Here is a 22,150-nt window from a genome sequence, read left to right as displayed (position 1 = left end):
AGTGACAGGCCTGTTCATTACCCTGGAAGGCCCCGAGGGTGCCGGTAAAACCACCAACCGCGAGTTTCTTGCCGAACATTTGCGCCAGGCAGGCCACGATGTGGTGCTGACGCGCGAGCCCGGCGGCACGCCACTCGCCGAGCGCATCCGTGAGCTGCTGCTGGCCCCCAGCGACGAAACCATGGCGGTCGATGCCGAGTTGCTGTTGATGTTCGCCGCGCGAGCGCAGCATCTGGCGCGGGTCATCCGGCCTGCGCTGGAGCGGGGGGCGGTCGTATTGTGTGATCGTTTCACCGATGCGACCTACGCCTATCAGGGTGGCGGCCGTGGCATCGGCATCGATCGCATTGCGACGCTGGAGCAGTTCGTGCAGCAAGGCCTCCAACCAGATCTCACGCTGGTGTTCGACCTTCCGGTGGACATCGGCCTTGCACGCGCTGCCGCGCGAGGCCGGCTCGACCGTTTCGAACAAGAGGGCCGGCCGTTCTTCGAAGCGGTGCGCCAAGCCTACCTTGCCCGTGCTCAAGCGAGCCCCGCGCGTTACCGTGTGATAGACGCAGCCCAGTCGCTGGCGCAGGTGCAGCACAGCCTGCTGGTGCTGCTGCCGGAGCTTCTGGAGCGCGCCCGTGGCTGAGGCATTCCCGTGGCAGCAGGCGCTGTGGCAGCAATACGCCGGCCGCAGCCAGCATGCTCACGCCTACCTGTTTCACGGCCCTGCGGGCATTGGCAAACGTGCCTTTGCCGAGCGCCTGATCGCGCTATTGCTTTGCCAACAGCCCCAGGGGCAGGCCTGCGGCCAGTGCAAGGGTTGCCTGCTGCTCGCAGCGGGCACTCACCCGGACCGTTTTTTGCTCCTGCCCGAAGAAGCCGACAAGGCCATCCGGGTCGACCAGGTCCGCGAGCTTGTCGGGTTCGTGGCGCAGACGCCCCAGCTCGGTGGGCGCAAGGTGGTCTTGATCGAGCCTGTCGAGGCGATGAACATCAATGCGTCCAACGCCCTGCTCAAAAGCCTTGAAGAGCCCTCGGGCAATACGGTGATGATTCTGGTCAGCCACCAGCCCAGCCGTTTGCTGGCGACTGTGCGCAGCCGCTGCGTGCAGCAGGCCTGCCCTTTGCCCAATGCAGGCCAGAGCCAGGCATGGCTGGCTGAGCGGCTGCCCGAAGAGCCGGCCGAGGAGCGCGAGTTACTGCTGACGCTGGCCGCCGGGTCGCCGTTGGTGGCGCTGCGCATGCACGGTGAAAAAGTGCGCGAAATGCGTGGTCTTGTGGTCGAAGGCATCAAGAAGCTGCTCAAGCAACAACAAGGGGCTAGCCAACTGGCGGAGAGTTGGGGCAATGTGCCACTGCTTTTGCTGTTCGACTGGTTCTGCGATTGGGCGCACCGTATCCTGTGCTATCAATTAACAGAAGACGAGCAAGGGCTGGGCTTGAGCGATATGCGCAAGGTGCTGCAATATCTGGCGCAGAAGAGCCCCCAGGCCGGTGTTCTGCAGATGCAGGACTGGCTGCTGCAACATCGGCAGAAGGTCATGGCCAAGGCCAACCTCAACCGTGCGCTGCTGCTCGAGGCGCTTCTGGTCCAGTGGGCCGGTTTGCCGCGCCAGGGTTAGTGGGTCGTCAACCAAGGGATCCTCATGAATCAACCAGCTTCGCCAGGGCCTCGCAATGGCATCCTGTCGTTGACCATCAAAGACAAGGCGGTGCTTTACGCTGCCTACATGCCGTTCTTGCGCAACGGCGGTTTGTTCATTCCTACCAGCAAGAGCTACAAGCTGGGCGATGAGTTGTTCATGCTGTTGAACCTGATGGATGAACCCGAAAAAATTCCGGTGGCCGGCAAGGTCGCCTGGATCACGCCACGGGGTGCTCAAGGCAACCGTGCGGCGGGCGTCGGTGTGCAGTTCAACGACGGCGACGATACCGCTCGCAGCAAGATCGAAACCTACCTCGCCGGCGCGCTGAAGTCCGACCGGCCGACCCACACGATGTAATTGATCGATGCCTGATACCGATTTTCGCCTGGTGGATTCGCACTGCCACCTGGACCGCCTCGACCTCACGGCCCATTCCGGTTCTCTCGACGCTGCACTCGATGCAGCTCGTCAACGGGGCGTGAGCCATTTCCTGTGTATAGGCGTCAGCGCCAGCAATGCCGACGCAGTCAAGGCGTTGGCCGAGCGCTACGCCGACGTCGACTGCTCGGTGGGTGTGCACCCTCTGGACGTCAACCCCGACGGCCTGCCGACGCTGAGCTGGCTGGTGAACGCACTCGACCATCCGCATGCGGTCGCCATCGGCGAAACAGGCCTGGATTATCACTACGAGCCGGAGGCGGCCGATGTGCAGCAGGCGTCGTTTCGAGTGCACCTGGAGGCCGCAGCGATCACCGGCAAGCCAGTCATCATCCACACCCGTTCCGCACGCGCCGATACCTTGGCTCTGCTTGAAGAAGCTGCACTGCCACAAGCCGGCGTGCTGCATTGTTTCACCGAAGATTGGGCGATGGCCAAGGCAGCCCTGGACATGGGTTACTACATCTCACTCTCGGGCATCGTAACCTTCCGCAATGCCGACGCCTTGCGGGATGTGGCGCGCCAGGTGCCGGCCGATCGCTTGCTGGTGGAAACCGATTCACCGTACCTCGCGCCGATCCCTTATCGCGGCAAGCCGAACCTGCCGCAATATGTGCGTGAAGTTGCCGAATACCTCGCCATGCTGCGTGGGGTGCCCTTCGAGCAGTTCGCCGAGCAGACCTCGGAAAACTTCAAGCGCCTGTTCCCGCTGTCACGCCTGGCCTGAGTGGGCAAAAAAAACCCGGATTCTGGGGGAGGAGTCCGGGTCAAGACCATTAGGAGTAGTGCAAAGGCGCGCGGTCCGTCGACACCTTTATCGGCCGGCCACTTGGGGGATAGTGCGGCCAACATCTTCAGTATTGGCCACCCTTGAGCGGTTTCAACCCACCGCTGTACGTTTTTTAAACAGTTTCGGAATCAGCACGTTTTTTTTAGCACTCATTGGCGCGCCAGGATGGCAATGATTTCCAGTGCGCGTTCGATAACGGCTGGTGGTGTATAGAAGTGTGGTGACAGGCGAATGCCTTTGCCGCGAGGGATGCACACGACCCCTGCGTCCATCAGTTGGCGCCACAGTGCCTGAGGGTCTTTGCCGGCAACACTGAAGGTGAGGATGCCAGCACGGCGCGCGGGGTTGGCGGGGTGATGCTGAACTACCCCGGGAATCGCGGCCAGGCCTTGGCTGAGTTGCTCGATGCGGGCTTCGATCAAGCGTGCGACCTCATCCATCCCAACCTCTTCCAGCAACCCGATACTGGCCTCCAATCCCATTGTGCCCAGCATATTCGGGCTGCCGCATTCGAAACGCCGCGCGCTGTGCGCCGGCTCCCAGTCGGTACGGCTGTAGTCGCCCATGCGCTCGACCATGTGCCAGCCGAACTCGCGCAGCGTCAAGGTGGGGCGCACGCTCGCACGGCAGTAGAAAACGCCGAGGCCTTCGGGGCCGAGCAACCATTTGTGGCCGTCGGCCATGGCGAAGTCACAATCGTAGGCCTGTACGTCGAACGGTTGAGCACCCAGTTGCTGGATCGCATCGATACAGAACAATACGCCCTTGCTCTTCAAGCCCGCCCCCAGCCGCGCCATGTCCAACTTCAGGCCGCTGGCGTACTGCACCGAGCTGATGGCCAGCAAACGAGTGCGTGGGCCGCAGGCGGCAAGCAAGGCCGCTTCAGGGTCCTCTCCTGCCAGGCTGACAGCCACGACTTCAACGCCCTGGGGCTTGAGCGCCTCCCAGACGATGCGGTTGGACGGAAACTCTTCGTCACTGATGATGACCTGGTCACCTTCGGCCCAGCTCAGCCCTTGGGCCACGAACGACAGCGCCTCGGAGGTGTTTTTCACCAAGGCAATGTCATCCACGCCAGGGGCATTGAGCAGGCGCTGAAGCCGCTCGCGCAGGCGATCCTCGACCTTGACCCATTGCGGATAATCGCGCGCACCCAGTGTGATGTTCTGTTGTGCGAATTGGCTGATGGCATCAGCGCTGCGCTTGGGCCATGGTGCGACGGCAGCGTGGTTCAGATACAGAAGGCCTTCGGCCTGGGGAATTCTTGGAAGTAGGTCGACATATGTAACACCCGTGCAATTTGGCGCCAAGCAGGCATAATGGCGGCTTCTAACGTGAACAGTCCCGTTATGCAGCCGATGCAGAAAGAACCGCGTAAAGTCCGTGAATTTCGCCGCCGTGAACAAGAAATCCTCGACGCCGCGCTCAAGCTGTTCCTGGAACAGGGAGAAGACAGCGTCACCGTCGAGATGATCGCCGACGCCGTCGGGATCGGCAAAGGTACCATCTACAAGCACTTTCGCTCCAAGGCCGAGGTTTACCTGCGGCTGATGCTCGATTACGAACGCGACCTCAACGCACTGCTGCACTCGGCAGATGTGGATCGCGATCGCGAAGCCTTGTCGCGCGCCTATTTCGAATTCCGCATGCGCGACCCACAGCGCTATCGGCTGTTCGACCGGCTCGAAGAAAAGGTGGTGAAGGCCAATCAGGTTCCCGAGCTGGTGGAGCAGTTGCACAGCATCCGTGCTTCCAACTTCGAGCGGCTTACCCAACTGATCAAAGGCCGCATCGACGAGGGCAAGCTCGAGGACGTTCCCCCGTACTACCACTACTGCGCCGCCTGGGCATTGGTACACGGCGCGGTGGCGCTGTATCACTCGCCATTCTGGAGCAACGTGCTGGAAGACCAGGACGGTTTTTTCCAGTTCCTGATGGACATCGGGGTGCGCATGGGCAACCGCCGGCGGCGCGACGGCGAGCCTGTGGCCTAGCGCGTTGGCGTGAAAGCTGCATCGTCGGGGCATTCGCCGGTTTTCCGACACCGGCCCGGGAGGAACGATGCGCACGGCGTGGGTGATGTTAGCGGTACTGGCACTGGGCGGCTGCATGAGCGTAAGCGACATGGGGCAAGTGGCCAAGGATCAACTGAGCGACGCAGGCGTGCTGGATCACAGCCAGACCCGCCGTATCAACAACTTCCGCCTGCAGCCCGATTCCTTCGTCTACATTGCCCAAGGCCCTTTTGCCCCACCTGGCAGCAACTACCCGCGGCCCAACGTAGTGGCCGAGGAAGCCTTCACCGGTTTCGTCCAGTATTTCCCTATGGTACGGCGCGCGGCGCAACCGCTGGGCCTTGAGCAAGCACTTGCCGAAGCTCGCAGCTTCGGCGCCAATTACCTGCTCTATACCCGCTTCGCCGCCGCCGATGACCGCATTGGCAACACCGATGAATGGCAGGATCAGGAGGCGGTCGATCGCTTGGGCGTCGACCATGGCGTAGTGCAGATGATGGTGATCGAAACCAGCACTCGCTACCTGATCGATACCGCCACCATCCGTGCCCGTGGCGGCCTGCTGACGCTCTACAACCACAAGCCTGCCGATTTGCTTGGCCCCCCGATGGAGGATTACGCTCGTAGCCTTCTGGGTATCAGCCGATAAGGAGGCGCCATGAGCGGCCCGGCCAAGGCCAACGACCTATTGGGGCAGATTCCCGCAAGCGAGCGCGGCCTGCCCCCGGTACACCTGTGGAATCCCGACTTCTGCGGCGACATCGACATGCGCATTGCCCGAGACGGCACCTGGTATTACATGGGGTCGCCGATCGGCCGCAAGGCGATGGTCAAGCTGTTCTCCAGCATCCTCAAGCGCGAAGGTGATCGCTGGTATCTGGTGACGCCAGTCGAGAAAGTGGGGATCAGGGTCGATGATGCGCCGTTCTTAGTGGTTGCGCTCGAAGCGACGGGGCAGGGCGAACGGCAGACATTGAGGTTTACCGACAACTGCGACAACGCGTTCGATGCCGGTGCAGAGCACCCGCTGCGTGTCGAAACCGACCCTGCCACAGGTGAGCCTTCCCCTATGTGCGGGCTCGTGGCGGGTTCGAGGCACTGATCAACCGCAATGTGTTCTATGAGCTGGTCGAGTTGGCAGTGCCTGGCCAGGTGGATGGCGCAGAGTACCTCGGGGTGTGGAGCGGGGGCTGCTTCTTCGCGCTGGGCCCGGCCAGCTGAGCGAAGCCGGGCTTTGTGCTTCAGGGCTTGGCGACGTGCCAGACGTTCTTGACGTTATCACCGGTGGTGTCGCCAGCCTTGCTGTCCTTGGCCCAGGTGTACAGTGGCTTGCCCTTGTAGGCCCATTGCAGGCTGCCGTCGCTGCGCTTGACGGTCGTCCAGTCACCCTCGGCCGAGCTGCCGCTGTCAGCTTTCAGGGGCGGCCAATTGGTGGCGCATTGGCCGTCACACATCGACATGCCTTGCATGTCATTGTCGAAGGTGTACAGGGTCATGCCTTGGGCATTGACCAGCACGTCACCTTTGTCGCTCTTGCCGACCGTGGCGGGCGCAGCCATGGCGTGGGTGGCGGCCAAGGCCATGGCCAATAGCGCGATGCGAGACAGTGATTTCATGGCAACTCCGTGTTTTTGTCGATTGAAGAGGCTGATTTTTTTGCTTGCTGCAGCCAGACGCCTGCCGGGAGCGTTCATTCCCGCAGCGGCTGTTCAGCCAGCCACCATTTGCGGCGAAGGCAGCGGCAGGCGTGCTTCATCCAGTGCCCGCCGCGCGGCTTCGAACCAGTCCCACTCGCCTGCCTGCAAGTAACTGTATTCGGCCATGCCAGCGCTCGCCGATAACAAGGGTAGCTCAGCATCGGCCTGGCCGAAGCGGCAGAACTGCTCGCGGATGCGATGCAGGCATTGAGCCGCCGCACGCTCCCTCAGGCCAGGGAACAGAATGAAGAATTGATCGGAGCCATTGGTGCCAACCACGTCGGCGTTGCGGGTCTCGGCCAGCACGATGTGGCCCAAGCGCTTACTGATGGCTTCGGCTACCCAGTGGCCATGCCGCCGGTGCAGGCTTGCAAGCCCATCGATGCCGATCACCGCCAGTGTCGAATGGCCGTTGCTGCGCCGGCAGCGCTGGTGGTCGGCGGCCAGCTCACTCATCCAGGGGTTGTAGGCCAGCAGGCGGCTGTTGTCGCCGTAGCTGTTGATGATGTCGAACGCCTTGCGCCGCTGGAACAGCTTCACCGCCAGAGCATGGCTGGTCCAGCCGACGGTCAGCGGGTAGATCACCAGCATCGGCAAGCTGGCGATCATCACCTCAAGGCTTGTACGCCATTGCACCTGCGCGCCGATCAGCCCACACATGGCCAGGGCCCCCAGCGCCTTGGCGGCAAGCCCGCGCAGCAGGAAACCGAAGCCTGCGGCTGCTACGTTGTTCATCGCCACCATCGACAACAGCAGAGCGGTGGGTAGCAGGTTGAAGCGCATTACGGCCACCCAGGCGCCGGCGAACAAAGAGTCCATCAGCAGGTTGCGCATCTCGGCGCGGTAAGGGTGCGGGGAGCGGTGTGCGAGAGCCTGGGCAACCCACGGCCAGAAAAACCCGTTGGCGACCATTGCGCCCCACACCCAGGCCGGTGTGCCCGTGCCCTGGATGATCGCGGCGATGTAGATGAAACTGAGCGCGCAGCCCAGCGCACGGGGAGCGACGATTCTCTTGGCGAAGCTGAGGCCCGCCTGGCGACTGTTGAGCATTGTGATCTACCACGAAAACCGGAGGTTCAGGTCGGGCCGCGCAGGTCGGGCCGCACAGGTCGGGCCGGGAGCTGGCTGGCCACGTGTGCCGGCGCCAGGCTCATTGCTTTGCCACAGCCACTGAAGCGTTGCCGTACGAGCAGTTACGTGCAATCGGGATGCTTGAACAACTGTGGAGTGCACTTGCCATTTTGGCAAGTTCGCACAGCAAAATGGCGAAAAGGGATGGAGCGGGGAAGAAGGTATGGCTCCGCGACCTGGACTCGAACCAGGGACCCAATGATTAACAGTCATTTGCTCTACCGACTGAGCTATCGCGGAACAACGGGCGCTATCTTACTGATTGAAAAGGGGAAGTCAACCAAAGGGCTGCTCCCCCTTTTGGCCTTTTCAGACCTTACAGCACCTTGGCGATTGCCTGGGTGACCGCATCGATATTGCTGTTGTTCAGTGCCGCCACGCAGATGCGGCCGGTGTCTAGCGCGTATACGCCGAACTCACTGCGCAGGCGCTGCGCCTGGGCTGCGTTCAGGCCCGAGTAGGAGAACATGCCAGCCTGGCGTGCCACGAAGCTGAAGTCGCCGTGGGCGGCCAGGCGCTCGACCAGTGCAGTGCGCATGCCGCGAATGCGCTGGCGCATTTCGCCCAGCTCCTGTTCCCACAGGGCACGCAATTCAGGTGAGTTGAGCACGCTGGCCACGATGGTAGCGCCATGGGTGGGCGGGTTGGAGTAGTTAGTGCGGATGACGCGCTTGACCTGGCTGAGCACACGCGTTGCAGCTTCGCGCGATTCGGTCACGATCGACAGAGCACCCACGCGCTCGCCGTAGAGCGAAAACGACTTGGAGAAGGAGCTGGAAACGAAGAACTCAAGGCCCGAATCTGCGAACAGGCGCAGGGCGGCCGCGTCTTCGTAGATGCCTTCGCCAAAGCCCTGGTAGGCCATGTCCAGGAATGGGACGTGGCCCTTGGCCTTGATCACCTGCAGGACGTTTTCCCAGTCGGCAGGCGAGAGGTCGACGCCGGTCGGGTTGTGGCAGCAGGCGTGCAGCACGATGATCGAACCGGCCGGCAGGGCTTGCAGGTCTTCGAGCATGCCCGAACGGTTCACGTCGTGGCTGGTCGCATCGTAGTAGCGATATTCGCGCACCGGGAAACCGGCGCTTTCGAACAGTGCGCGGTGGTTTTCCCAGCTTGGATCGCTGATGGCGACGACGGCGTTGGGGTTCAGGCGCTTGAGAAAGTCTGCGCCAGTCTTGAGTGCGCCGGTGCCGCCCACAGCCTGGGTGGTGACGACGCGGCCAGCAGCCAGCAGTGGGGAGCTTTCGCCGAACAGCAGTTTTTGCACAGCCTGGTCATAGGCGGCGATGCCGTCGATCGGCAGGTAGCCACGAGCGGCCTGTTGCGCAACGCGTGCCTGCTCGGCCTGGCTCACAGCGCGCAGCAGGGGGATCTTCCCCTCTTCGTTGCAATAAACGCCCACGCCCAGGTTGACCTTGTCAGTGCGGGTGTCGGCATTGAATGCTTCGTTGAGGCCCAGGATAGGATCGCGGGGTGCCAATTCGACAGCGGAAAACAGGCTCATTTGAGTGACCGTGGCTCTTGTTGGGTAGACAGATGCGCGGGGCGCGCGAACGGTGAAAGAGTATAGAGTGGGCCCGGTTTGTTCGCGACGGGTTGCACCTGGTTTTACCGGGTTTTTTTCATCGCCCTCATGCCAGGCGGCAAGCCCATGAAGCAGTTGCGCGGTTGACGCTGTCCACTGTGGGTGAGTACTGTTCATGGATACAGTTTTTCAACCGGGCTGCCTCAGGGCGCCGACGAGGTATTGATGTCGAAATTCGAGCTGGTCACGCAGTACAAGCCCGCTGGCGATCAGCCCGAGGCCATTCGCCAACTGGTCGAAGGCATCGATGCGGGCCTGGCCCATCAGACGCTGCTGGGTGTGACCGGTTCGGGCAAGACCTTCAGCGTGGCCAACGTCATCGCGCAGGTGCAGCGGCCCACCCTGGTGCTCGCACCGAACAAAACCCTGGCTGCGCAACTTTACGGAGAGTTCAAGGCGTTTTTCCCGAACAACTCTGTCGAGTACTTCGTGTCCTACTACGACTATTACCAGCCTGAAGCCTACGTGCCGTCTTCCGACACCTTCATCGAGAAGGATGCCTCGATCAACGACCACATCGAGCAGATGCGCCTGTCGGCCACCAAGGCGCTGCTCGAGCGGCCCGATACCATCATCGTTACCACCGTGTCGTGCATCTACGGCCTGGGCAGCCCCGAAACCTACCTGCGCATGGTGCTGCACGTCGACCGGGGTGATCGAATGGACCAGCGCGAGCTGCTGCGCCGGCTGGCCGAGCTTCAGTACACGCGCAACGAGATGGATTTCGCGCGTGCCACGTTCCGCGTGCGGGGCGATGTGGTCGACATCTTCCCGGCCGAATCCGACCTTGAAGCCATCCGTGTGGAGCTGTTCGACGATGAGGTGGAGAACATCTCGGCCTTCGATCCGTTGACCGGCGAGGTGATCCGCCGCCTGCCGCGCTTCACCTTCTACCCCAAGAGCCACTACGTCACCCCGCGTGAAACGCTGCTGGGTGCCGTGGAGAACATCAAGGTGGAATTGCAGGAGCGGCTCGACTACCTGCGTGGCGCCAACAAGCTGGTCGAGGCTCAGCGCCTTGAGCAGCGTACGCGCTTCGACCTGGAGATGATGCTGGAGCTGGGCTACTGCAACGGCATCGAAAACTACTCGCGCTATCTCTCCGGGCGCCCGGCGGGCGCGCCGCCGCCCACGCTTTACGACTACCTGCCTGCCGATGCACTGCTGGTGATCGACGAGTCGCACGTGAGCGTGCCGCAGGTGGGCGCGATGTACAAAGGCGACCGCTCGCGCAAGGAGACGCTCGTGGAATACGGCTTCCGCCTGCCCTCGGCGCTGGACAACCGCCCTATGCGCTTCGAGGAGTGGGAGTCGGCCTGCCCGCAGACGATCTTCGTGTCCGCAACGCCCGGCCCTTATGAGGCAGACCATGCCGGCCGAGTGGTCGAGCAAGTGGTGCGCCCCACCGGGTTGGTCGACCCGCAGATCGAAGTGCGCCCGGCCAGCACCCAGGTCGATGACCTGCTCTCGCAGATTCACCAGCGCGTGGCGCTGGACCAGCGGGTGCTGGTGACCACGCTCACCAAGCGCATGTCCGAAGACCTCACCGACTACCTCGCTGACCACGATGTGCGGGTGCGCTACCTGCACTCGGACATCGACACCGTGGAACGGGTCGAAATCATCCGCGACCTGCGCCTGGGCACCTTCGATGTGCTGGTAGGGATCAACCTGCTGCGCGAAGGCCTGGACATGCCGGAGGTGTCGCTGGTGGCGATCCTCGATGCCGACAAGGAAGGCTTCCTGCGCTCGGAGCGCTCGCTGATCCAGACCATTGGCCGCGCTGCCCGCAACCTGCACGGCAAGGCGATCCTGTATGCCGACAACATGACCGGCTCAATGGAGCGGGCGATCAACGAAACCGAACGGCGCCGCGAGAAGCAATTGGCGTTCAACGAGGCCAACGGGATCGTGCCCAAGGGTGTGGTGCGGGACATCGCCGACATCCTCGAAGGCGCCAACGTGCCCGGCGGGCGCAGCAAGAAGCGCAAGGCCGCTGCCAAGGCCGAACAGGCCGCCGCACAAACCCAGCTGCGCACGCCGGAAGAGGTCGCCAAGCGCATCGGTGTGCTCGAAGAGCAGATGCTGCGCCAGGCGCGGGAGCTGGAGTTCGAGGCAGCGGCCAGTACGCGAGACGAGATCGGCAAGTTGCGGGAGCGGCTCAAGGCTCTTTAGGTTTTATACAGAGCCCGCTGTTTCAGCCACTGGAGCGCACGCGCGAGCGAAACCTTCGGAATCTGGTGGCAGGCACTTGTGTTGCGCCCTCCATGAAAATGCAGGGGGGCGTGGGTAATTCATTACTTGATTCCGAAGTAGTCTTCCAGAAAGGAATTGAAACTCTCCCATCTTGCCTTCAGGTTTCCGTTGTGAAAGTCAGCAAGGTTTGCTCCCAAGGTTATTTCAAATACTTCTTCAGTCCGCTTGTTGTAGAAATAACCTGATTCTGCTTCGAAACTATCCAGGGGTATGTATTCGTCAGTGGTTCCCAGCAGGGCCTCGGCGTGTTGCAGTGCCAGGCTGAAATTCGTATTTCTGGAGAACCAGCAGATGTGATGAATCTCTTTGCCACCGGAAAGGAACGATGGGCCATCTTCTGCGTGCAGATAGAATTCACCAAAGTCCGTATGCTTCGGAATACCTAGTTTCAGAAGCTCCAGCTCATACTCTTGGCTTTCGTCGTCGAACCACCAACCCCTGGCTTTCAAATGGTTTTTCAGCTTCTCGGATAACATGATTTACCTGCATCCTGGCATGACGCTTTTATGATCTTTGCGCCGTATCGGGTTCTTCAGTACTGATTTCTGGTTATGACAGGGTGACACCGTGCCGGAAAAAATCAGTTATTGCATTTGATTTTTACCTGCACCCTCTTGAAAAAGTAAACTGATCAGGAATCTATGATCCATGTGCCCAGAGGTTTCGGTATGGTTGCGCGGTACTTTCTTGCAATCGTTTTGCTTCTACCGCTAGCGTCGCTGGCAGATATTCGGTGTGGGGCAAAACTCGTTGCAGCTGGGGCGGGCTTGGCCGATGTAGTGGAATCCTGCGGGCAGCCAGCCGCTCGCGCCGAGCAAGGGCCTGCCCTGCGAAGCAACGGCGTACCGCGAAAAGGAGCCGATAAATTAGAGGTACTGGCTTACGGCCCCAAAGGTGGTGCCTGGCAGTACCTGCTTTTTCGCAATGACAAACTGTTGAAAGTCGAGATGAGGCGCCAGCCTCCCGAGGGTGACCTGCTGAGATGGTAGGCCGGGCGAGCGCCTCTAAGGTGTGGCTGGGTTCGGGCTGCTGGGCAGGGCAGGCGCTACCCAGCCTACCCCTCACTTTACGGTGCATGTAAGATTCCGGTTTTTGGTTCAGCTCGCTCGAGATCCGCAATGACCACTGTTCGCACCCGCATCGCGCCTTCGCCTACCGGCGACCCCCACGTTGGCACGGCCTACATTGCCCTGTTCAACTACTGTTTCGCCAAGCAGCACGGCGGCGAATTCATCCTGCGCATCGAGGACACCGACCAACTGCGCTCCACTCGCGAGTCGGAGCAGCAGATTTTCGACGCCCTGCGCTGGCTGGGGATCGAGTGGAACGAAGGCCCGGACGTTGGTGGCCCCCACGGCCCATACCGCCAGAGCGAGCGCAGCGAGATCTACAAGCGTTACACCCAGCAACTGGTCGACGCTGGCCATGCATTCCCTTGCTTCTGCACCGCCGAAGAGCTCGACCAGATGCGTGCCGAGCAGACCGCGCGCGGCGAGACTCCGCGTTACGACGGCCGTGCGCTGCTGCTCAGCCCCGAGGAAGTGCAGCGCCGTCTGGCAGCAGGCGAGCCGCACGTGATCCGCATGAAGGTGCCCAGCGAAGGCGTGTGCATCGTGCCTGACATGCTGCGTGGCGATGTGGAAATCCCGTGGGACCGCATGGACATGCAGGTGCTGATGAAGGCCGATGGCCTGCCCACCTACTTCCTGGCCAACGTGGTCGATGACCACCTGATGGGCATCACCCACGTGCTGCGTGGCGAAGAGTGGCTGCCGTCGGCGCCCAAGCTGATCAAGCTGTACGAGTACTTCGGTTGGGAACAACCCAAGCTCTGCTACATGCCGCTGCTGCGCAATCCCGACAAGAGCAAGCTGTCAAAGCGCAAAAACCCGACGTCGGTCACCTTCTACGAGCGCATGGGCTTCATGCCTGAGGCCATGCTCAACTATCTCGGCCGCATGGGCTGGTCGATGCCCGACGAGCGCGAGAAGTTCTCGCTGGACGAAATGGTCGAGCATTTCGACCTCTCGCGCATCTCGCTGGGCGGGCCGATCTTCGATATCGAGAAGCTCTCCTGGCTCAACGGCCAGTGGCTGCGCGAGCTGCCGGTGGAAGAGTTTGCCGCGCGCGCGCGGGCGTGGGCCTTCAACAGCGACTACCTGATGCGCATTGCCCCGCACGTTCAGGGCCGCGTGGAGACTTTCTCGCAGATCGCGCCACTGGCAGGCTTCTTCTTCGAAGGGGGCGTTTCGCCGGATGCCAGCCTGTTCGCCCACAAGAAGCTGTCGGCAGATCAGGTGCGGCAGCTGATGCAACTGATCCTGTGGAAGCTGGAGGCCCTGCGCCAGTGGGAGAAGGAGCGCATCACCGAGTGCATCCAGCAAGTGGCCGAAGGGCTTGGGCTCAAGCTGCGCGACGCGATGCCGCTGATGTTTGCGGCCATCACTGGCCAGGCAAGCTCGGTCTCGGTGCTCGATGCAATGGAAATCCTCGGGCCGGACCTCACGCGCTTCCGTTTGCGTCAGGCTCTGGACCTGCTGGGCGGTGTGTCGAAGAAAGAAAACAAGGAATGGGAAAAGCTGTTCAGCAGCCTTTAACCGGCCGGCCGTCGCTTTTCATGGGGCGGCCGCGGTGGTGGCTGGCCCTAAGCCATTGAAAGGCCTTGGAAAAATTTTCAGGTTTTTTTGAAAATTCGTTTGACAGGGTAGGGGGCGCGCCTTAATATGCGCCCCGTCCACGACACGGCGCCAAATCAAACGGTGCCACGCTAGTGGGGCTATAGCTCAGCTGGGAGAGCGCTTGCATGGCATGCAAGAGGTCAACGGTTCGATCCCGTTTAGCTCCACCAAATTCCTCATGTTGCAGTCGGTTGTTTTGACTCCAGCAGGATCAGCATCCAAGCTGGTCCATGTGGTAGAAGGTTCGTCCCCTTCGTCTAGTGGCCTAGGACACCGCCCTTTCACGGCGGTAACAGGGGTTCGAGTCCCCTAGGGGACGCCAAATCGCTTCGGCAACTGCCGTGCGCGCCGCCAGGCGTAAAATCGGGGCTATAGCTCAGCTGGGAGAGCGCTTGCATGGCATGCAAGAGGTCAACGGTTCGATCCCGTTTAGCTCCACCAATTTGCCAGGGTCTGCTGCGGCGGGCCTGCTCGAAGGTTTGCGTCCCCTTCGTCTAGTGGCCTAGGACACCGCCCTTTCACGGCGGTAACAGGGGTTCGAGTCCCCTAGGGGACGCCACTGTTTACCCGGTCTCCGGGAATCAAGGCTCATTCGAATATTGAATGGGCCTTTTGTTTTTCCGGCCTGAAAATGTTCCGACAGTCATCCCGCCTGGAGGCTACATGAACTGGGACGCCCCTGAGCCTTTCACCCTTTCCCTGAGCGTTGCCGTCGAAGACATCGACGGCCTTGGCCACGCCAACAACGCCGTCTACGTCACCTGGCTCGAACGCTGCGCCTGGCGCCATTCCCAGCGCCTGGGCCTGGACCTTGCCGAGTATCGCCGGCTCGATCGCGCCATGGCCGTGGTGCGCCATGAAATCGACTACCTCGCCAGCGCCTATGAAGGCGAACAATTGCTGATGGGCACCTGGATCGTCGATTGGGACGAAAAGCTGCGGATGAACCGCCGTTTCCAGCTCCTGCGCCCGGCTGACGGCACAACGTTGCTGCGCGCTCAAACCACGTTCGTCTGCATCGAGCTTTCTACGGGCAAGCCCAAGCGGATGCCGCCCGAGTTCATCGAAGGCTATGGCGCTGCCATCGCTCGGCGGGCCTGAATCATGCAGATCGCGTTGGCTCCGATGGAAGGCCTGGTGGACGACATCCTGCGTGACGTGCTCACCCGCGTAGGCGGCGTGGACTGGTGCGTGACCGAGTTCGTGCGGGTTTCGGATCGGGCCTTGCAAGCCTCCGCATTCCAGAGGCTGGCGCCTGAGCTGGCGCGTGGCAGCCAGACCCGCGCCGGTACGCCGCTGCGGGTGCAACTGCTGGGCTCGGACCCGGTGTTGCTTGGCGAGAGCGCGGCGGTGGCGGCACAGCTGGGTGCGCCCGTGATCGACCTGAACTTCGGCTGCCCGGCCAAAACCGTGAACCGATCCCGCGGCGGGGCGGTGCTGCTCGACGAGCCTGAGCTGCTGCACAGCATCGTCAGCGCCGTGCGCCGGCACACGCCTGCGCACATTCCGGTCACCGCCAAGATGCGCCTGGGTTATGCCAGCCCGCACGGCGCGCTGGATTGCGCGCGCGCCCTGGTCGACGGCGGCGCCGAGCAACTGGTGGTGCATGCGCGCACCAAGCTCGATGGATACAAGCCGCCGGCGCATTGGGAGTGGATCGCCAAGGTGCAGGATGCGGTTGCAGTGCCGGTGTATGCCAACGGTGAAATCTGGTCGGTCGATGATTGGCGGCGTTGTCGGGAGGTGTGTGGCGCGCGTGACATCATGCTGGGGCGTGGCCTGGTGTCGCGGCCCGACCTGGCCCGGCAGATCGCTGCTGCGAAAAAAGGCCAGGCCTGCGAGCCGATGACCTGGGCCGAGTTGCTGCCGCTGCTGCAATGCTTCTGGGCCCAGGCATTGAACAAGCTCTCGCCGCGCTACGCGCCGGGGCGCATCAAGCAATGGTTGGCCATGCTCACCCGCAGCTACCCGGAGGCTGTGGTGCTGTTCGACGCGTTGCGCCGCGAAACCGACTGCGACCGCATCGGCCGGCTGATCGGCGTGGAGCCGACGAACGGTCTTGAAACCGCCGAGGCTATCTCCATTTAGTCGAGTACGCGATGCCGAAGTCGGGTCGCGTGAAGAACCTAACTCGCTGAATCTCAGGAGATTGACATGACTACCGCATTTTCCCTGGCTCCCCTGTTTCGCCACTCTGTCGGTTTCGATCGCTTCAATGATCTGTTCGAATCGGCGGCACGCAACGACTCGGGCAGCACTTACCCTCCCTACAACGTCGAAAAACACGGTGACGATCAATACCGCATCGTCGTGGCGGCGGCAGGCTTCCAGGAACAAGACCTGGAGCTGCACGTGGAGAAGGGCGTCCTGACCGTCACCGGCACCAAGCAGCGTGAAGGCAAGCCCGAAAGCGTGACCTATCTGCACCAGGGCATCGCTCAACGCGCTTTCAAACTGTCGTTCCGCCTGGCTGACCATATCGAGGTCAAAGCCGCAGCGCTGGAAAATGGCCTGCTGAATATCGACCTGCTGCGTGTGGTGCCCGAAGAGGCCAAAGCAAAGCGCATTCCGATCGGGAGCGGCAAGCCCGCTCTGCAGTGAGCGCATGAACGCTACGTGAACGCTTCGTAGCGGTGTACAGAGGGGGGCGCCTGGTGGGCGCCCCCCTTTTCGTTTTACGTCATGAGCCCTCAACCGTGCAGCAACAGCGCCCTGAATCCAGGCCAGGGCAGCGGCCGGCTGTAAAGGTAGCCCTGGTAGAGATGGCAACCCAGCCGCTCGAGGAATTCCAGTTGCTCGGGCAGTTCTACCCCCTCCGCAATTACGGTCAACTTCAGGCTTGCCGCAATGGCAAGGATGGCTCGGATGATCTCGGCATCGTTGGGGTCATGCGTGCAGTCACGCACGAATGCCTGGTCGATTTTCAGCACTTCCACTGGCAGGCGCTTGAGATAGGTCAGCGACGAATAGCCGGTGCCGAAGTCGTCCATTGCGAAACTCACGCCCAGCTGTCTAAGCGCGTGCATCTTGCCGATGGTGTCTTCGAGGTTCTGAATCACGATGCCTTCGGTGATTTCCAGCTTCAACAGGCTGGGCGGTAGCCCGTTCGAGCTCAGGCTGCGCTCGATACGTTCCACGAAGTCAGCCTGGCGAAACTGCCGCGGGCTGATATTCACACACAAGGAAAACGCCTCGGGATCGATCAAGCCTTCTCCAAGCAGCCGCGCGCAAGCGCTGCAGGCCTGGTCGAGGATCCAGTTGCCCACCTCCAGGATCATGCCGCTTTCCTCGAGCACCTGTATGAACTGGGCAGGGGATTGCTGCCCAAGTTGCGGGTGCAGCCAGCGCAACAGCACTTCGGCACCGACGATGCGGTTGTGGCGCGCATCCACTTGCGGCTGCACATGCAGGTGAAATTCCCCACGCGCACTTGCCAGGCGCAGGTCATTCTCAAGGCGCAGCCGTTCGCTGGCGGCCTCCTGCATGCTGCCGTGAAACAGCTGCGCGGTGTTACGGCCTGAATCCTTGGCCCGGTACAGCGCGATGTCGGCGCGCTTGAGCAGGTCGGCGGGGTGGGTGCCGTGGTCCGGGATCAACGCGATGCCGATGCTGGGTGTGACCAGCAAACGTTGGCCTTCTATCGTCATGGGCTGGGCCAGCAATTCGCGCAGGCTGTCGGCGGTGTGCTGGGCAGCTTGGGTGACCTGGTCGAGGTTGCCTGCCAGGCCGCTGATCAATACCACGAACTCGTCACCGCCCAGGCGCGCGACCGTATCCTGGAAACTCATACTGGCTTCCAGGCGCGCAGTGATCACCTTCAGCACCGTGTCGCCCACCGGGTGGCCAAGCGAGTCGTTGATGTGCTTGAAGTGGTCCAGGTCCAGAAAGAGCAGGGCACCGCGCAGGTTCAAGCGCTTGGCATCGGCCACTTGCTGGGCCAGGCGCTCCATCAGCAGCGCGCGGTTGGGCAGGTTGGTTAGCGGGTCGTGGTAAGCCAGGTGCCGTACCTGCGCCTCGGCGAGCTTGAGCAACGTCACATCGCGGGTGGTCAGCAGCAGGCAATCGAGCCCATTGAACTGGATCGGCTCGACATTCACCTCAAGGCTTACCAGCTCGCCGGAGCGTCGCCGCCCGAGCACTTCCCGGTGTTCGACCCGGCCATCGGCTTCCAGGTCGATCAGCAGCGCGCGGCGCTGCTGGTCGTTGCCCCGAAGGCTGAGGTCCTCGGCAGTGCGCCCCAGGGTTTCCTCCGCTGGCCAGCCGAATGTTTCGCAAAAGCAGGGGTTCACCTCAATGAAGCGCCCCGTGGCGCGTTCGGTCACGCTGCTGGGATAGGGGCTGGCATGAAAGAGCCGGGCGAAACGGTCGGCATCGGCAAGGTTTTCCGGCCTCTGCCCGAGGGTTCCGGCCAGGCAAGGCCCTTCCCGGCCTTGCAACAGGCGAGCGCTCAGGCGCATCCATTGCCAATGGCCGTCTTCGAGCTTGAGGCGGTGGTCCAGGGGCTGGCGTGGCGGCTGGCCTGCCAGTGTGTGTTCGAACGCCAACTGCATGGCCGGCCGGTCGGCCTCGAACACCAGGCTCAGGTAGGCGGGCTCCGTAGAGTGCGGCAGTGCCAGCCCTTCGTGATGCCAGGCAGCCAGGGCCACCTCGCATTCGCCATTGGCCAATACCCAGCGCCAAGCTATGAGCCCGGCGCCTTGCAGTGCGCTCGCCGTCAGGGCGTGTTCGTCGTCACAAGGGGCGGCAACCAGGCGCGGCAGTCGCTCGGTGTGGAGGGATGTGTGCGGCATCACCGGCTTCCTGTCGGCCAGAGGAATGTCCTCTCCCCCTCAAGCAAAGACGATTTCGGCCTCAAGTAAAGCCATGAACGCGCGCGCGGCATTTGAAAGCGTACGTTCGGTGTGCACGATGTAGCCCAGCTTGCGGCTCATCTGCACTCCGGGCAGGTGCAGCCGCACCACCTGATCGTCGAGCATGGTGCGCGGCAGCACGCTCCAGGCCAGGCCGATGGAAACCATCATCTTGATGGTTTCCAGATAGTTGGTACTCATGGCGATGTTCGGCGCCAGGCCCTGAGCGCGGAACAGGTGCTGCACGATATGGTGAGTGAAGGTGTTGTTGCCGGGGAACACAGCCGGGTGCTGAGCGATGTCAGCCGGCGTGACCTCTTGCTGGCGGGCCAGGGGGTGCTCGGGCGCCGCGACGAAATCCAGCGGGTCGTCCCAGATATGAGTGGCCTTGATCTGCCCATAGGGCTCGGGGGCCAGGGTGATCACGGCCACTTCGGCGCGGCCGTGGAGGATCTCGTCATAGGCCACTTCGGAGTCGAGGAACTGAATGTCCAGGGCTACATTGGGATAACGCTTGGTAAATGCGCGCAGCAGGGGCGGCAGGCGATGCAGGCCGATGTGGTGGCTGGTGGCCAGGGTCAGCCTGCCGGAGACCTCGCCGTTGAGGTTGGTCAGGGCGCGGCGGGTATCTTCCAGTACATTGACGATCTGGTAGGCCCGCGGGAGCAGGGCGCGGCCCGATTCGGTCAGGCTCACTTCGCGGCCAAGGCGGTCGAACAGCCGGTTGCCCAGTTGGCTTTCGAGGCTGGCGATGCGCTTGCTGATTGCCGGTTGGGTCAGGTGCAGGCGCTCGCCGGCGGCGGAAAAACTGCCCAGCTCGGCAATGGCGATGAACGCATTCAAGTTGGCCAAGTCCATCTGCTCAATTCCCTCGCGTTATGCAGTTAATAAAAAGTATGAATTTGAGTTATTGAATTTAGCGTTATAGCATCCGAACCTACAAGCCCCCTCGCGCGCTCATTAAGCGAAACGGCATAGAAAGTCCTGATGAGGAATACCTGATGGCTGGAAAGACGCTGTACGACAAGCTCTGGGATTCGCACGAAGTCAAAAAGCGTGACGACGGTTCGTCGCTGATCTACATCGATCGCCACATCGTCCACGAGGTAACCTCGCCGCAAGCGTTCGAAGGCCTGCGCCTGGCCTCGCGCAGGCCCTGGCGCGTCGACTCGATCGTCGCCACGCCTGACCACAACGTACCGACCACGCCTGATCGCAAAGGCGGCGTCGAGGCCATCGTCGACCAGGTGTCGCGGTTGCAGGTGCAAACCCTCGACGACAACTGCGATGAATACGGCATCACCGAATTCAAGATGAACGACCCGCGCCAGGGTATCGTCCACGTGATCGGCCCGGAGCAGGGCGCCACCTTGCCCGGCCAGACGGTCGTCTGCGGTGACTCGCACACCTCCACCCACGGCGCCTTCGGCGCGCTGGCCCATGGCATTGGCACCTCGGAGGTCGAGCATGTGCTCGCAACTCAATGCCTGGTGGCCAAGAAAATGAAGAACATGCAGGTGCGCGTGGAGGGCCAGTTGCCCCCGGGCGTCACCGCCAAGGACATCGTGCTTGCAGTGATCGGCAAGATCGGTACTGCTGGCGGCAATGGCCACGCGATGGAATTCGCCGGCAGCGCTATCCGCGACCTGTCGATGGAAGGCCGCATGACCATCTGCAACATGTCGATCGAGGCGGGCGCACGGGTCGGCATGGTCGCGTGCGACGAGAAAACGCTGGCCTACGTCAAGGGCCGCCCCTTTGCCCCGAACGGCGACCAGTGGGAACGGGCCGTGGCCAGCTGGGCTGATCTCAAGTCCGACGATGACGCGATATTCGACACCGTGGTGAACCTGGATGCTGCGCAGATCCTGCCGCAGGTCAGCTGGGGCACCTCTCCCGAAATGGTGCTGGCAGTCGACCAGAACGTTCCGGACCCTGCCCGTGAGCCGGACCTGGTCAAGCGCGGCTCGATCGAGCGCGCCCTCAAGTACATGGGCCTGCGCGCCAACCAGCCCATCACCGAGATCCACCTGGACCGCGTGTTCATCGGCTCCTGCACCAACTCGCGCATCGAAGACCTGCGCGCCGCCGCTGAAGTGGCCAAGGGCCGCAAGGTGGCGGCTTCGGTCAAGCAGGCGATCGTGGTACCGGGCTCGGGCCTGGTGAAAGAGCAGGCCGAGCGCGAAGGGCTGCACACGATCTTCCTGGAGGCCGGTTTCGAATGGCGTGAACCGGGCTGCTCGATGTGCCTGGCGATGAACCCGGATCGGCTGGAATCGGGCGAGCACTGTGCTTCCACCTCCAACCGCAACTTCGAGGGCCGCCAGGGCGCCGGTGGGCGCACGCACCTGGTGAGCCCGGCGATGGCCGCCGCCGCCGCAGTGGCTGGCCATTTCATCGATGTCCGTGAATTGACCCAAGGGAGCGCAGCATGAAAGCCTTTACCCAGCTCACCGGCCTGGTAGCGCCCCTGGATCGCGCCAATGTCGACACCGATCAGATCATTCCCAAGCAATTTCTGAAGTCGATCAAGCGCACCGGCTTTGGCCCGAACCTGTTCGACGAGTGGCGTTACCTGGACGTGGGCCAGCCTTACCAGGACAACTCCAAGCGCCCGCTCAATACCGAATTCGTGCTCAACCAGCCACGCTATCAGGGCGCCAGCGTGCTGCTGGCGCGTGAAAACTTCGGCTGCGGCTCAAGCCGCGAGCACGCACCCTGGGCGCTCGACGAGTACGGCTTCCGTTGCGTGATCGCGCCCAGCTTCGCTGACATTTTCTATAACAACAGCTTCAAGAACGGCCTGCTGCCGATCATTCTGGATGCAGCTTCGGTAGAAGAGCTGTTCCAGCAGGTTGAAGCCCAGGAAGGCTATCAATTGAGTGTCGACCTCGCCGCCGGTACCGTGACGCGCCCTGATGGCAAGGCCTACCCTTTCGAAGTGGACGCCTTCCGACGCCACTGCCTGCTCAATGGCCTGGACGACATCGGCCTGACGCTGCAGGACGCGGAAGCGATCCAGGCCTTCGAGGCACGCCATCGGCAAAGCCAGCCCTGGCTGTTTCGTTAATACACT

21 protein-coding genes, 5 tRNA genes and 1 pseudogene are annotated in these 22,150 nt (G+C 62.1%); 19 read left to right on the top strand and 8 right to left on the bottom strand.

The features are described from left to right. Nucleotide 1: 1 nt before the first annotated feature. From tmk to LN139_RS15460, 4 genes are read left to right on the top strand one after another with little or no spacing between them, the layout of a single operon-like run. Complete coding sequence (gene tmk / locus LN139_RS15475) at nucleotides 2-634, top strand: dTMP kinase (protein ID WP_236355059.1); 633 nt, start codon at nucleotides 2-4, stop codon at nucleotides 632-634. Beyond that, nucleotides 627-1,610: a DNA polymerase III subunit delta' gene (locus LN139_RS15470; RefSeq protein WP_236355056.1), complete on the top strand. Its 984-nt coding sequence runs from the start codon at nucleotides 627-629 to the stop codon at nucleotides 1,608-1,610. Before tmk ends, LN139_RS15470 begins: the two co-directional genes overlap by 8 nt. Before the next feature lie 24 nt (nucleotides 1,611-1,634). Then, the gene (locus LN139_RS15465; RefSeq protein WP_236355054.1) at nucleotides 1,635-1,991 is read left to right on the top strand and encodes a PilZ domain-containing protein; all 357 of its coding nucleotides are present in this window, start codon (nucleotides 1,635-1,637) and stop codon (nucleotides 1,989-1,991) included. A gap of 7 nt (nucleotides 1,992-1,998) precedes the next feature. Continuing rightward, on the top strand, nucleotides 1,999-2,799 hold the full coding sequence (locus LN139_RS15460; RefSeq protein ID WP_236355040.1) for a TatD family hydrolase: 801 nt from the start codon (nucleotides 1,999-2,001) through the stop codon (nucleotides 2,797-2,799). A 212-nt stretch (nucleotides 2,800-3,011) separates the two neighbouring features. Here LN139_RS15460 and LN139_RS15455 read toward each other — a convergent pair whose 3' ends face one another. Then, nucleotides 3,012-4,172 carry an aminotransferase class V-fold PLP-dependent enzyme gene (locus tag LN139_RS15455; RefSeq protein WP_442964326.1) on the bottom strand — a complete coding sequence of 387 codons (1,161 nt, stop codon included), beginning with the start codon at nucleotides 4,170-4,172 and terminating at the stop codon, nucleotides 3,012-3,014. 48 nt (nucleotides 4,173-4,220) lie between these two features. Between LN139_RS15455 and LN139_RS15450 the strand changes: the two genes are divergently transcribed. From LN139_RS15450 to LN139_RS15440, 3 genes and pseudogenes are all read left to right on the top strand, one after another. Beyond that, nucleotides 4,221-4,856: a TetR/AcrR family transcriptional regulator gene (locus LN139_RS15450; protein WP_236360441.1), complete on the top strand. Its 636-nt coding sequence runs from the start codon at nucleotides 4,221-4,223 to the stop codon at nucleotides 4,854-4,856. A gap of 67 nt (nucleotides 4,857-4,923) precedes the next feature. Next, nucleotides 4,924-5,526, top strand: a complete 603-nt coding sequence (locus LN139_RS15445; protein ID WP_236355039.1) for a DUF4823 domain-containing protein — start codon at nucleotides 4,924-4,926, stop codon at nucleotides 5,524-5,526. A 9-nt stretch (nucleotides 5,527-5,535) separates the two neighbouring features. Then, a pseudogene (locus LN139_RS15440) lies at nucleotides 5,536-6,098 on the top strand (DUF1285 domain-containing protein). Between the two features lie 20 nt (nucleotides 6,099-6,118). Here the strand turns inward: LN139_RS15440 and LN139_RS15435 are convergent. The 4 genes from LN139_RS15435 to LN139_RS15420 form a co-directional block, all read right to left on the bottom strand. Next, complete coding sequence (locus LN139_RS15435; RefSeq protein ID WP_236355036.1) at nucleotides 6,119-6,493, bottom strand: COG4315 family predicted lipoprotein; 375 nt, start codon at nucleotides 6,491-6,493, stop codon at nucleotides 6,119-6,121. Nucleotides 6,494-6,586: 93 nt separating this feature from the next. After that, nucleotides 6,587-7,624 (bottom strand): MASE2 domain-containing protein, encoded by a 1,038-nt coding sequence (locus LN139_RS15430; protein WP_236355021.1) that lies wholly within the window; start codon nucleotides 7,622-7,624, stop codon nucleotides 6,587-6,589. A gap of 245 nt (nucleotides 7,625-7,869) precedes the next feature. Further along, a tRNA-Asn gene (locus LN139_RS15425) sits at nucleotides 7,870-7,945 on the bottom strand. A 76-nt stretch (nucleotides 7,946-8,021) separates the two neighbouring features. Continuing rightward, the gene (locus tag LN139_RS15420; protein WP_236355008.1) at nucleotides 8,022-9,209 is read right to left on the bottom strand and encodes an amino acid aminotransferase; all 1,188 of its coding nucleotides are present in this window, start codon (nucleotides 9,207-9,209) and stop codon (nucleotides 8,022-8,024) included. Nucleotides 9,210-9,455: 246 nt separating this feature from the next. Here LN139_RS15420 and uvrB point away from each other — a divergent pair, with 246 nt between their 5' ends. Beyond that, on the top strand, nucleotides 9,456-11,465 hold the full coding sequence (gene uvrB / locus LN139_RS15415) for an excinuclease ABC subunit UvrB (RefSeq protein ID WP_236355004.1): 2,010 nt from the start codon (nucleotides 9,456-9,458) through the stop codon (nucleotides 11,463-11,465). 122 nt (nucleotides 11,466-11,587) lie between these two features. Here uvrB and LN139_RS15410 read toward each other — a convergent pair whose 3' ends face one another. Next, nucleotides 11,588-12,022, bottom strand: coding sequence for a hypothetical protein (locus LN139_RS15410; protein ID WP_236355000.1), 435 nt, complete (start codon nucleotides 12,020-12,022; stop codon nucleotides 11,588-11,590). A gap of 165 nt (nucleotides 12,023-12,187) precedes the next feature. Between LN139_RS15410 and LN139_RS25775 the strand changes: the two genes are divergently transcribed. The 9 genes from LN139_RS25775 to LN139_RS15370 all read left to right on the top strand — a co-directional run bounded on the left by LN139_RS25775 (nucleotide 12,188) and on the right by LN139_RS15370 (nucleotide 16,825). Then, complete coding sequence (locus LN139_RS25775; protein WP_442964325.1) at nucleotides 12,188-12,535, top strand: DUF2845 domain-containing protein; 348 nt, start codon at nucleotides 12,188-12,190, stop codon at nucleotides 12,533-12,535. Nucleotides 12,536-12,664: 129 nt separating this feature from the next. Then, nucleotides 12,665-14,143: a glutamate--tRNA ligase gene (gene gltX / locus LN139_RS15405; RefSeq protein ID WP_236354998.1), complete on the top strand. Its 1,479-nt coding sequence runs from the start codon at nucleotides 12,665-12,667 to the stop codon at nucleotides 14,141-14,143. A gap of 175 nt (nucleotides 14,144-14,318) precedes the next feature. Continuing rightward, nucleotides 14,319-14,394 (top strand) — tRNA-Ala (locus LN139_RS15400). Between the two features lie 76 nt (nucleotides 14,395-14,470). Continuing rightward, nucleotides 14,471-14,546, top strand: a tRNA-Glu gene (locus tag LN139_RS15395). Nucleotides 14,547-14,589: 43 nt separating this feature from the next. Beyond that, nucleotides 14,590-14,665: transfer RNA gene (locus tag LN139_RS15390), tRNA-Ala, on the top strand. 42 nt (nucleotides 14,666-14,707) lie between these two features. Further along, nucleotides 14,708-14,783, top strand: a tRNA-Glu gene (locus tag LN139_RS15385). A 104-nt stretch (nucleotides 14,784-14,887) separates the two neighbouring features. Further along, nucleotides 14,888-15,325, top strand: a complete 438-nt coding sequence (locus LN139_RS15380) for an acyl-CoA thioesterase (RefSeq protein ID WP_236354995.1) — start codon at nucleotides 14,888-14,890, stop codon at nucleotides 15,323-15,325. Between the two features lie 3 nt (nucleotides 15,326-15,328). Beyond that, nucleotides 15,329-16,312 (top strand): tRNA dihydrouridine synthase, encoded by a 984-nt coding sequence (locus LN139_RS15375; protein WP_236354992.1) that lies wholly within the window; start codon nucleotides 15,329-15,331, stop codon nucleotides 16,310-16,312. Nucleotides 16,313-16,378: 66 nt separating this feature from the next. Continuing rightward, nucleotides 16,379-16,825, top strand: a complete 447-nt coding sequence (locus LN139_RS15370) for an Hsp20 family protein (RefSeq protein ID WP_236354989.1) — start codon at nucleotides 16,379-16,381, stop codon at nucleotides 16,823-16,825. Between the two features lie 89 nt (nucleotides 16,826-16,914). On the opposite strand, the gene LN139_RS15365 is transcribed toward LN139_RS15370, so the two are convergent. After that, entirely contained in the window at nucleotides 16,915-19,014 is a 2,100-nt protein-coding gene (locus LN139_RS15365) for a putative bifunctional diguanylate cyclase/phosphodiesterase (RefSeq protein WP_329610962.1), read from the bottom strand. A gap of 39 nt (nucleotides 19,015-19,053) precedes the next feature. Beyond that, nucleotides 19,054-19,932, bottom strand: coding sequence for a LysR family transcriptional regulator (locus LN139_RS15360; RefSeq protein ID WP_236354984.1), 879 nt, complete (start codon nucleotides 19,930-19,932; stop codon nucleotides 19,054-19,056). 143 nt (nucleotides 19,933-20,075) lie between these two features. On the opposite strand from LN139_RS15360, the gene leuC reads away from it, so the two are divergent. Both leuC and leuD read left to right on the top strand, forming a co-directional pair. Continuing rightward, nucleotides 20,076-21,509: a 3-isopropylmalate dehydratase large subunit gene (gene leuC, locus LN139_RS15355; RefSeq protein ID WP_236354981.1), complete on the top strand. Its 1,434-nt coding sequence runs from the start codon at nucleotides 20,076-20,078 to the stop codon at nucleotides 21,507-21,509. Next, nucleotides 21,506-22,144 (top strand): 3-isopropylmalate dehydratase small subunit, encoded by a 639-nt coding sequence (gene leuD, locus LN139_RS15350; RefSeq protein WP_236354979.1) that lies wholly within the window; start codon nucleotides 21,506-21,508, stop codon nucleotides 22,142-22,144. Before leuC ends, leuD begins: the two co-directional genes overlap by 4 nt. Nucleotides 22,145-22,150 lie beyond the last annotated feature (6 nt).

The sequence above is a fragment of the Pseudomonas sp. KNUC1026 genome (genome assembly GCF_021650705.1).
Taxonomy (GTDB): domain Bacteria; phylum Pseudomonadota; class Gammaproteobacteria; order Pseudomonadales; family Pseudomonadaceae; genus Aquipseudomonas.
The sequence above is the reverse complement of the archived record's forward strand: the minus strand, read 5'-3'. Positions and strand labels throughout refer to the sequence as shown.

What these genes read in the sequence shown, in the direction of transcription:
- LN139_RS15460 (WP_236355040.1), top strand. Translation starts at nt 1,999, where the DNA reads ATGCCTGATACCGATTTTCGCCTGGTGGATTCGCACTGCCACCTGGAC.
- leuD (WP_236354979.1), top strand. Translation starts at nt 21,506, where the DNA reads ATGAAAGCCTTTACCCAGCTCACCGGCCTGGTAGCGCCCCTGGATCGC.
- LN139_RS15435 (WP_236355036.1), bottom strand. Translation starts at nt 6,493, where the DNA reads ATGAAATCACTGTCTCGCATCGCGCTATTGGCCATGGCCTTGGCCGCC.
- LN139_RS25775 (WP_442964325.1), top strand. Translation starts at nt 12,188, where the DNA reads ATGATCCATGTGCCCAGAGGTTTCGGTATGGTTGCGCGGTACTTTCTT.
- LN139_RS15430 (WP_236355021.1), bottom strand. Translation starts at nt 7,624, where the DNA reads ATGCTCAACAGTCGCCAGGCGGGCCTCAGCTTCGCCAAGAGAATCGTC.
- LN139_RS15445 (WP_236355039.1), top strand. Translation starts at nt 4,924, where the DNA reads ATGCGCACGGCGTGGGTGATGTTAGCGGTACTGGCACTGGGCGGCTGC.
- leuC (WP_236354981.1), top strand. Translation starts at nt 20,076, where the DNA reads ATGGCTGGAAAGACGCTGTACGACAAGCTCTGGGATTCGCACGAAGTC.
- LN139_RS15420 (WP_236355008.1), bottom strand. Translation starts at nt 9,209, where the DNA reads ATGAGCCTGTTTTCCGCTGTCGAATTGGCACCCCGCGATCCTATCCTG.
- LN139_RS15370 (WP_236354989.1), top strand. Translation starts at nt 16,379, where the DNA reads ATGACTACCGCATTTTCCCTGGCTCCCCTGTTTCGCCACTCTGTCGGT.
- LN139_RS15410 (WP_236355000.1), bottom strand. Translation starts at nt 12,022, where the DNA reads ATGTTATCCGAGAAGCTGAAAAACCATTTGAAAGCCAGGGGTTGGTGG.
- gltX (WP_236354998.1), top strand. Translation starts at nt 12,665, where the DNA reads ATGACCACTGTTCGCACCCGCATCGCGCCTTCGCCTACCGGCGACCCC.
- LN139_RS15380 (WP_236354995.1), top strand. Translation starts at nt 14,888, where the DNA reads ATGAACTGGGACGCCCCTGAGCCTTTCACCCTTTCCCTGAGCGTTGCC.
- LN139_RS15360 (WP_236354984.1), bottom strand. Translation starts at nt 19,932, where the DNA reads ATGGACTTGGCCAACTTGAATGCGTTCATCGCCATTGCCGAGCTGGGC.
- LN139_RS15375 (WP_236354992.1), top strand. Translation starts at nt 15,329, where the DNA reads ATGCAGATCGCGTTGGCTCCGATGGAAGGCCTGGTGGACGACATCCTG.
- LN139_RS15450 (WP_236360441.1), top strand. Translation starts at nt 4,221, where the DNA reads ATGCAGAAAGAACCGCGTAAAGTCCGTGAATTTCGCCGCCGTGAACAA.
- LN139_RS15465 (WP_236355054.1), top strand. Translation starts at nt 1,635, where the DNA reads ATGAATCAACCAGCTTCGCCAGGGCCTCGCAATGGCATCCTGTCGTTG.
- uvrB (WP_236355004.1), top strand. Translation starts at nt 9,456, where the DNA reads ATGTCGAAATTCGAGCTGGTCACGCAGTACAAGCCCGCTGGCGATCAG.
- LN139_RS15365 (WP_329610962.1), bottom strand. Translation starts at nt 19,014, where the DNA reads ATGCCGCACACATCCCTCCACACCGAGCGACTGCCGCGCCTGGTTGCC.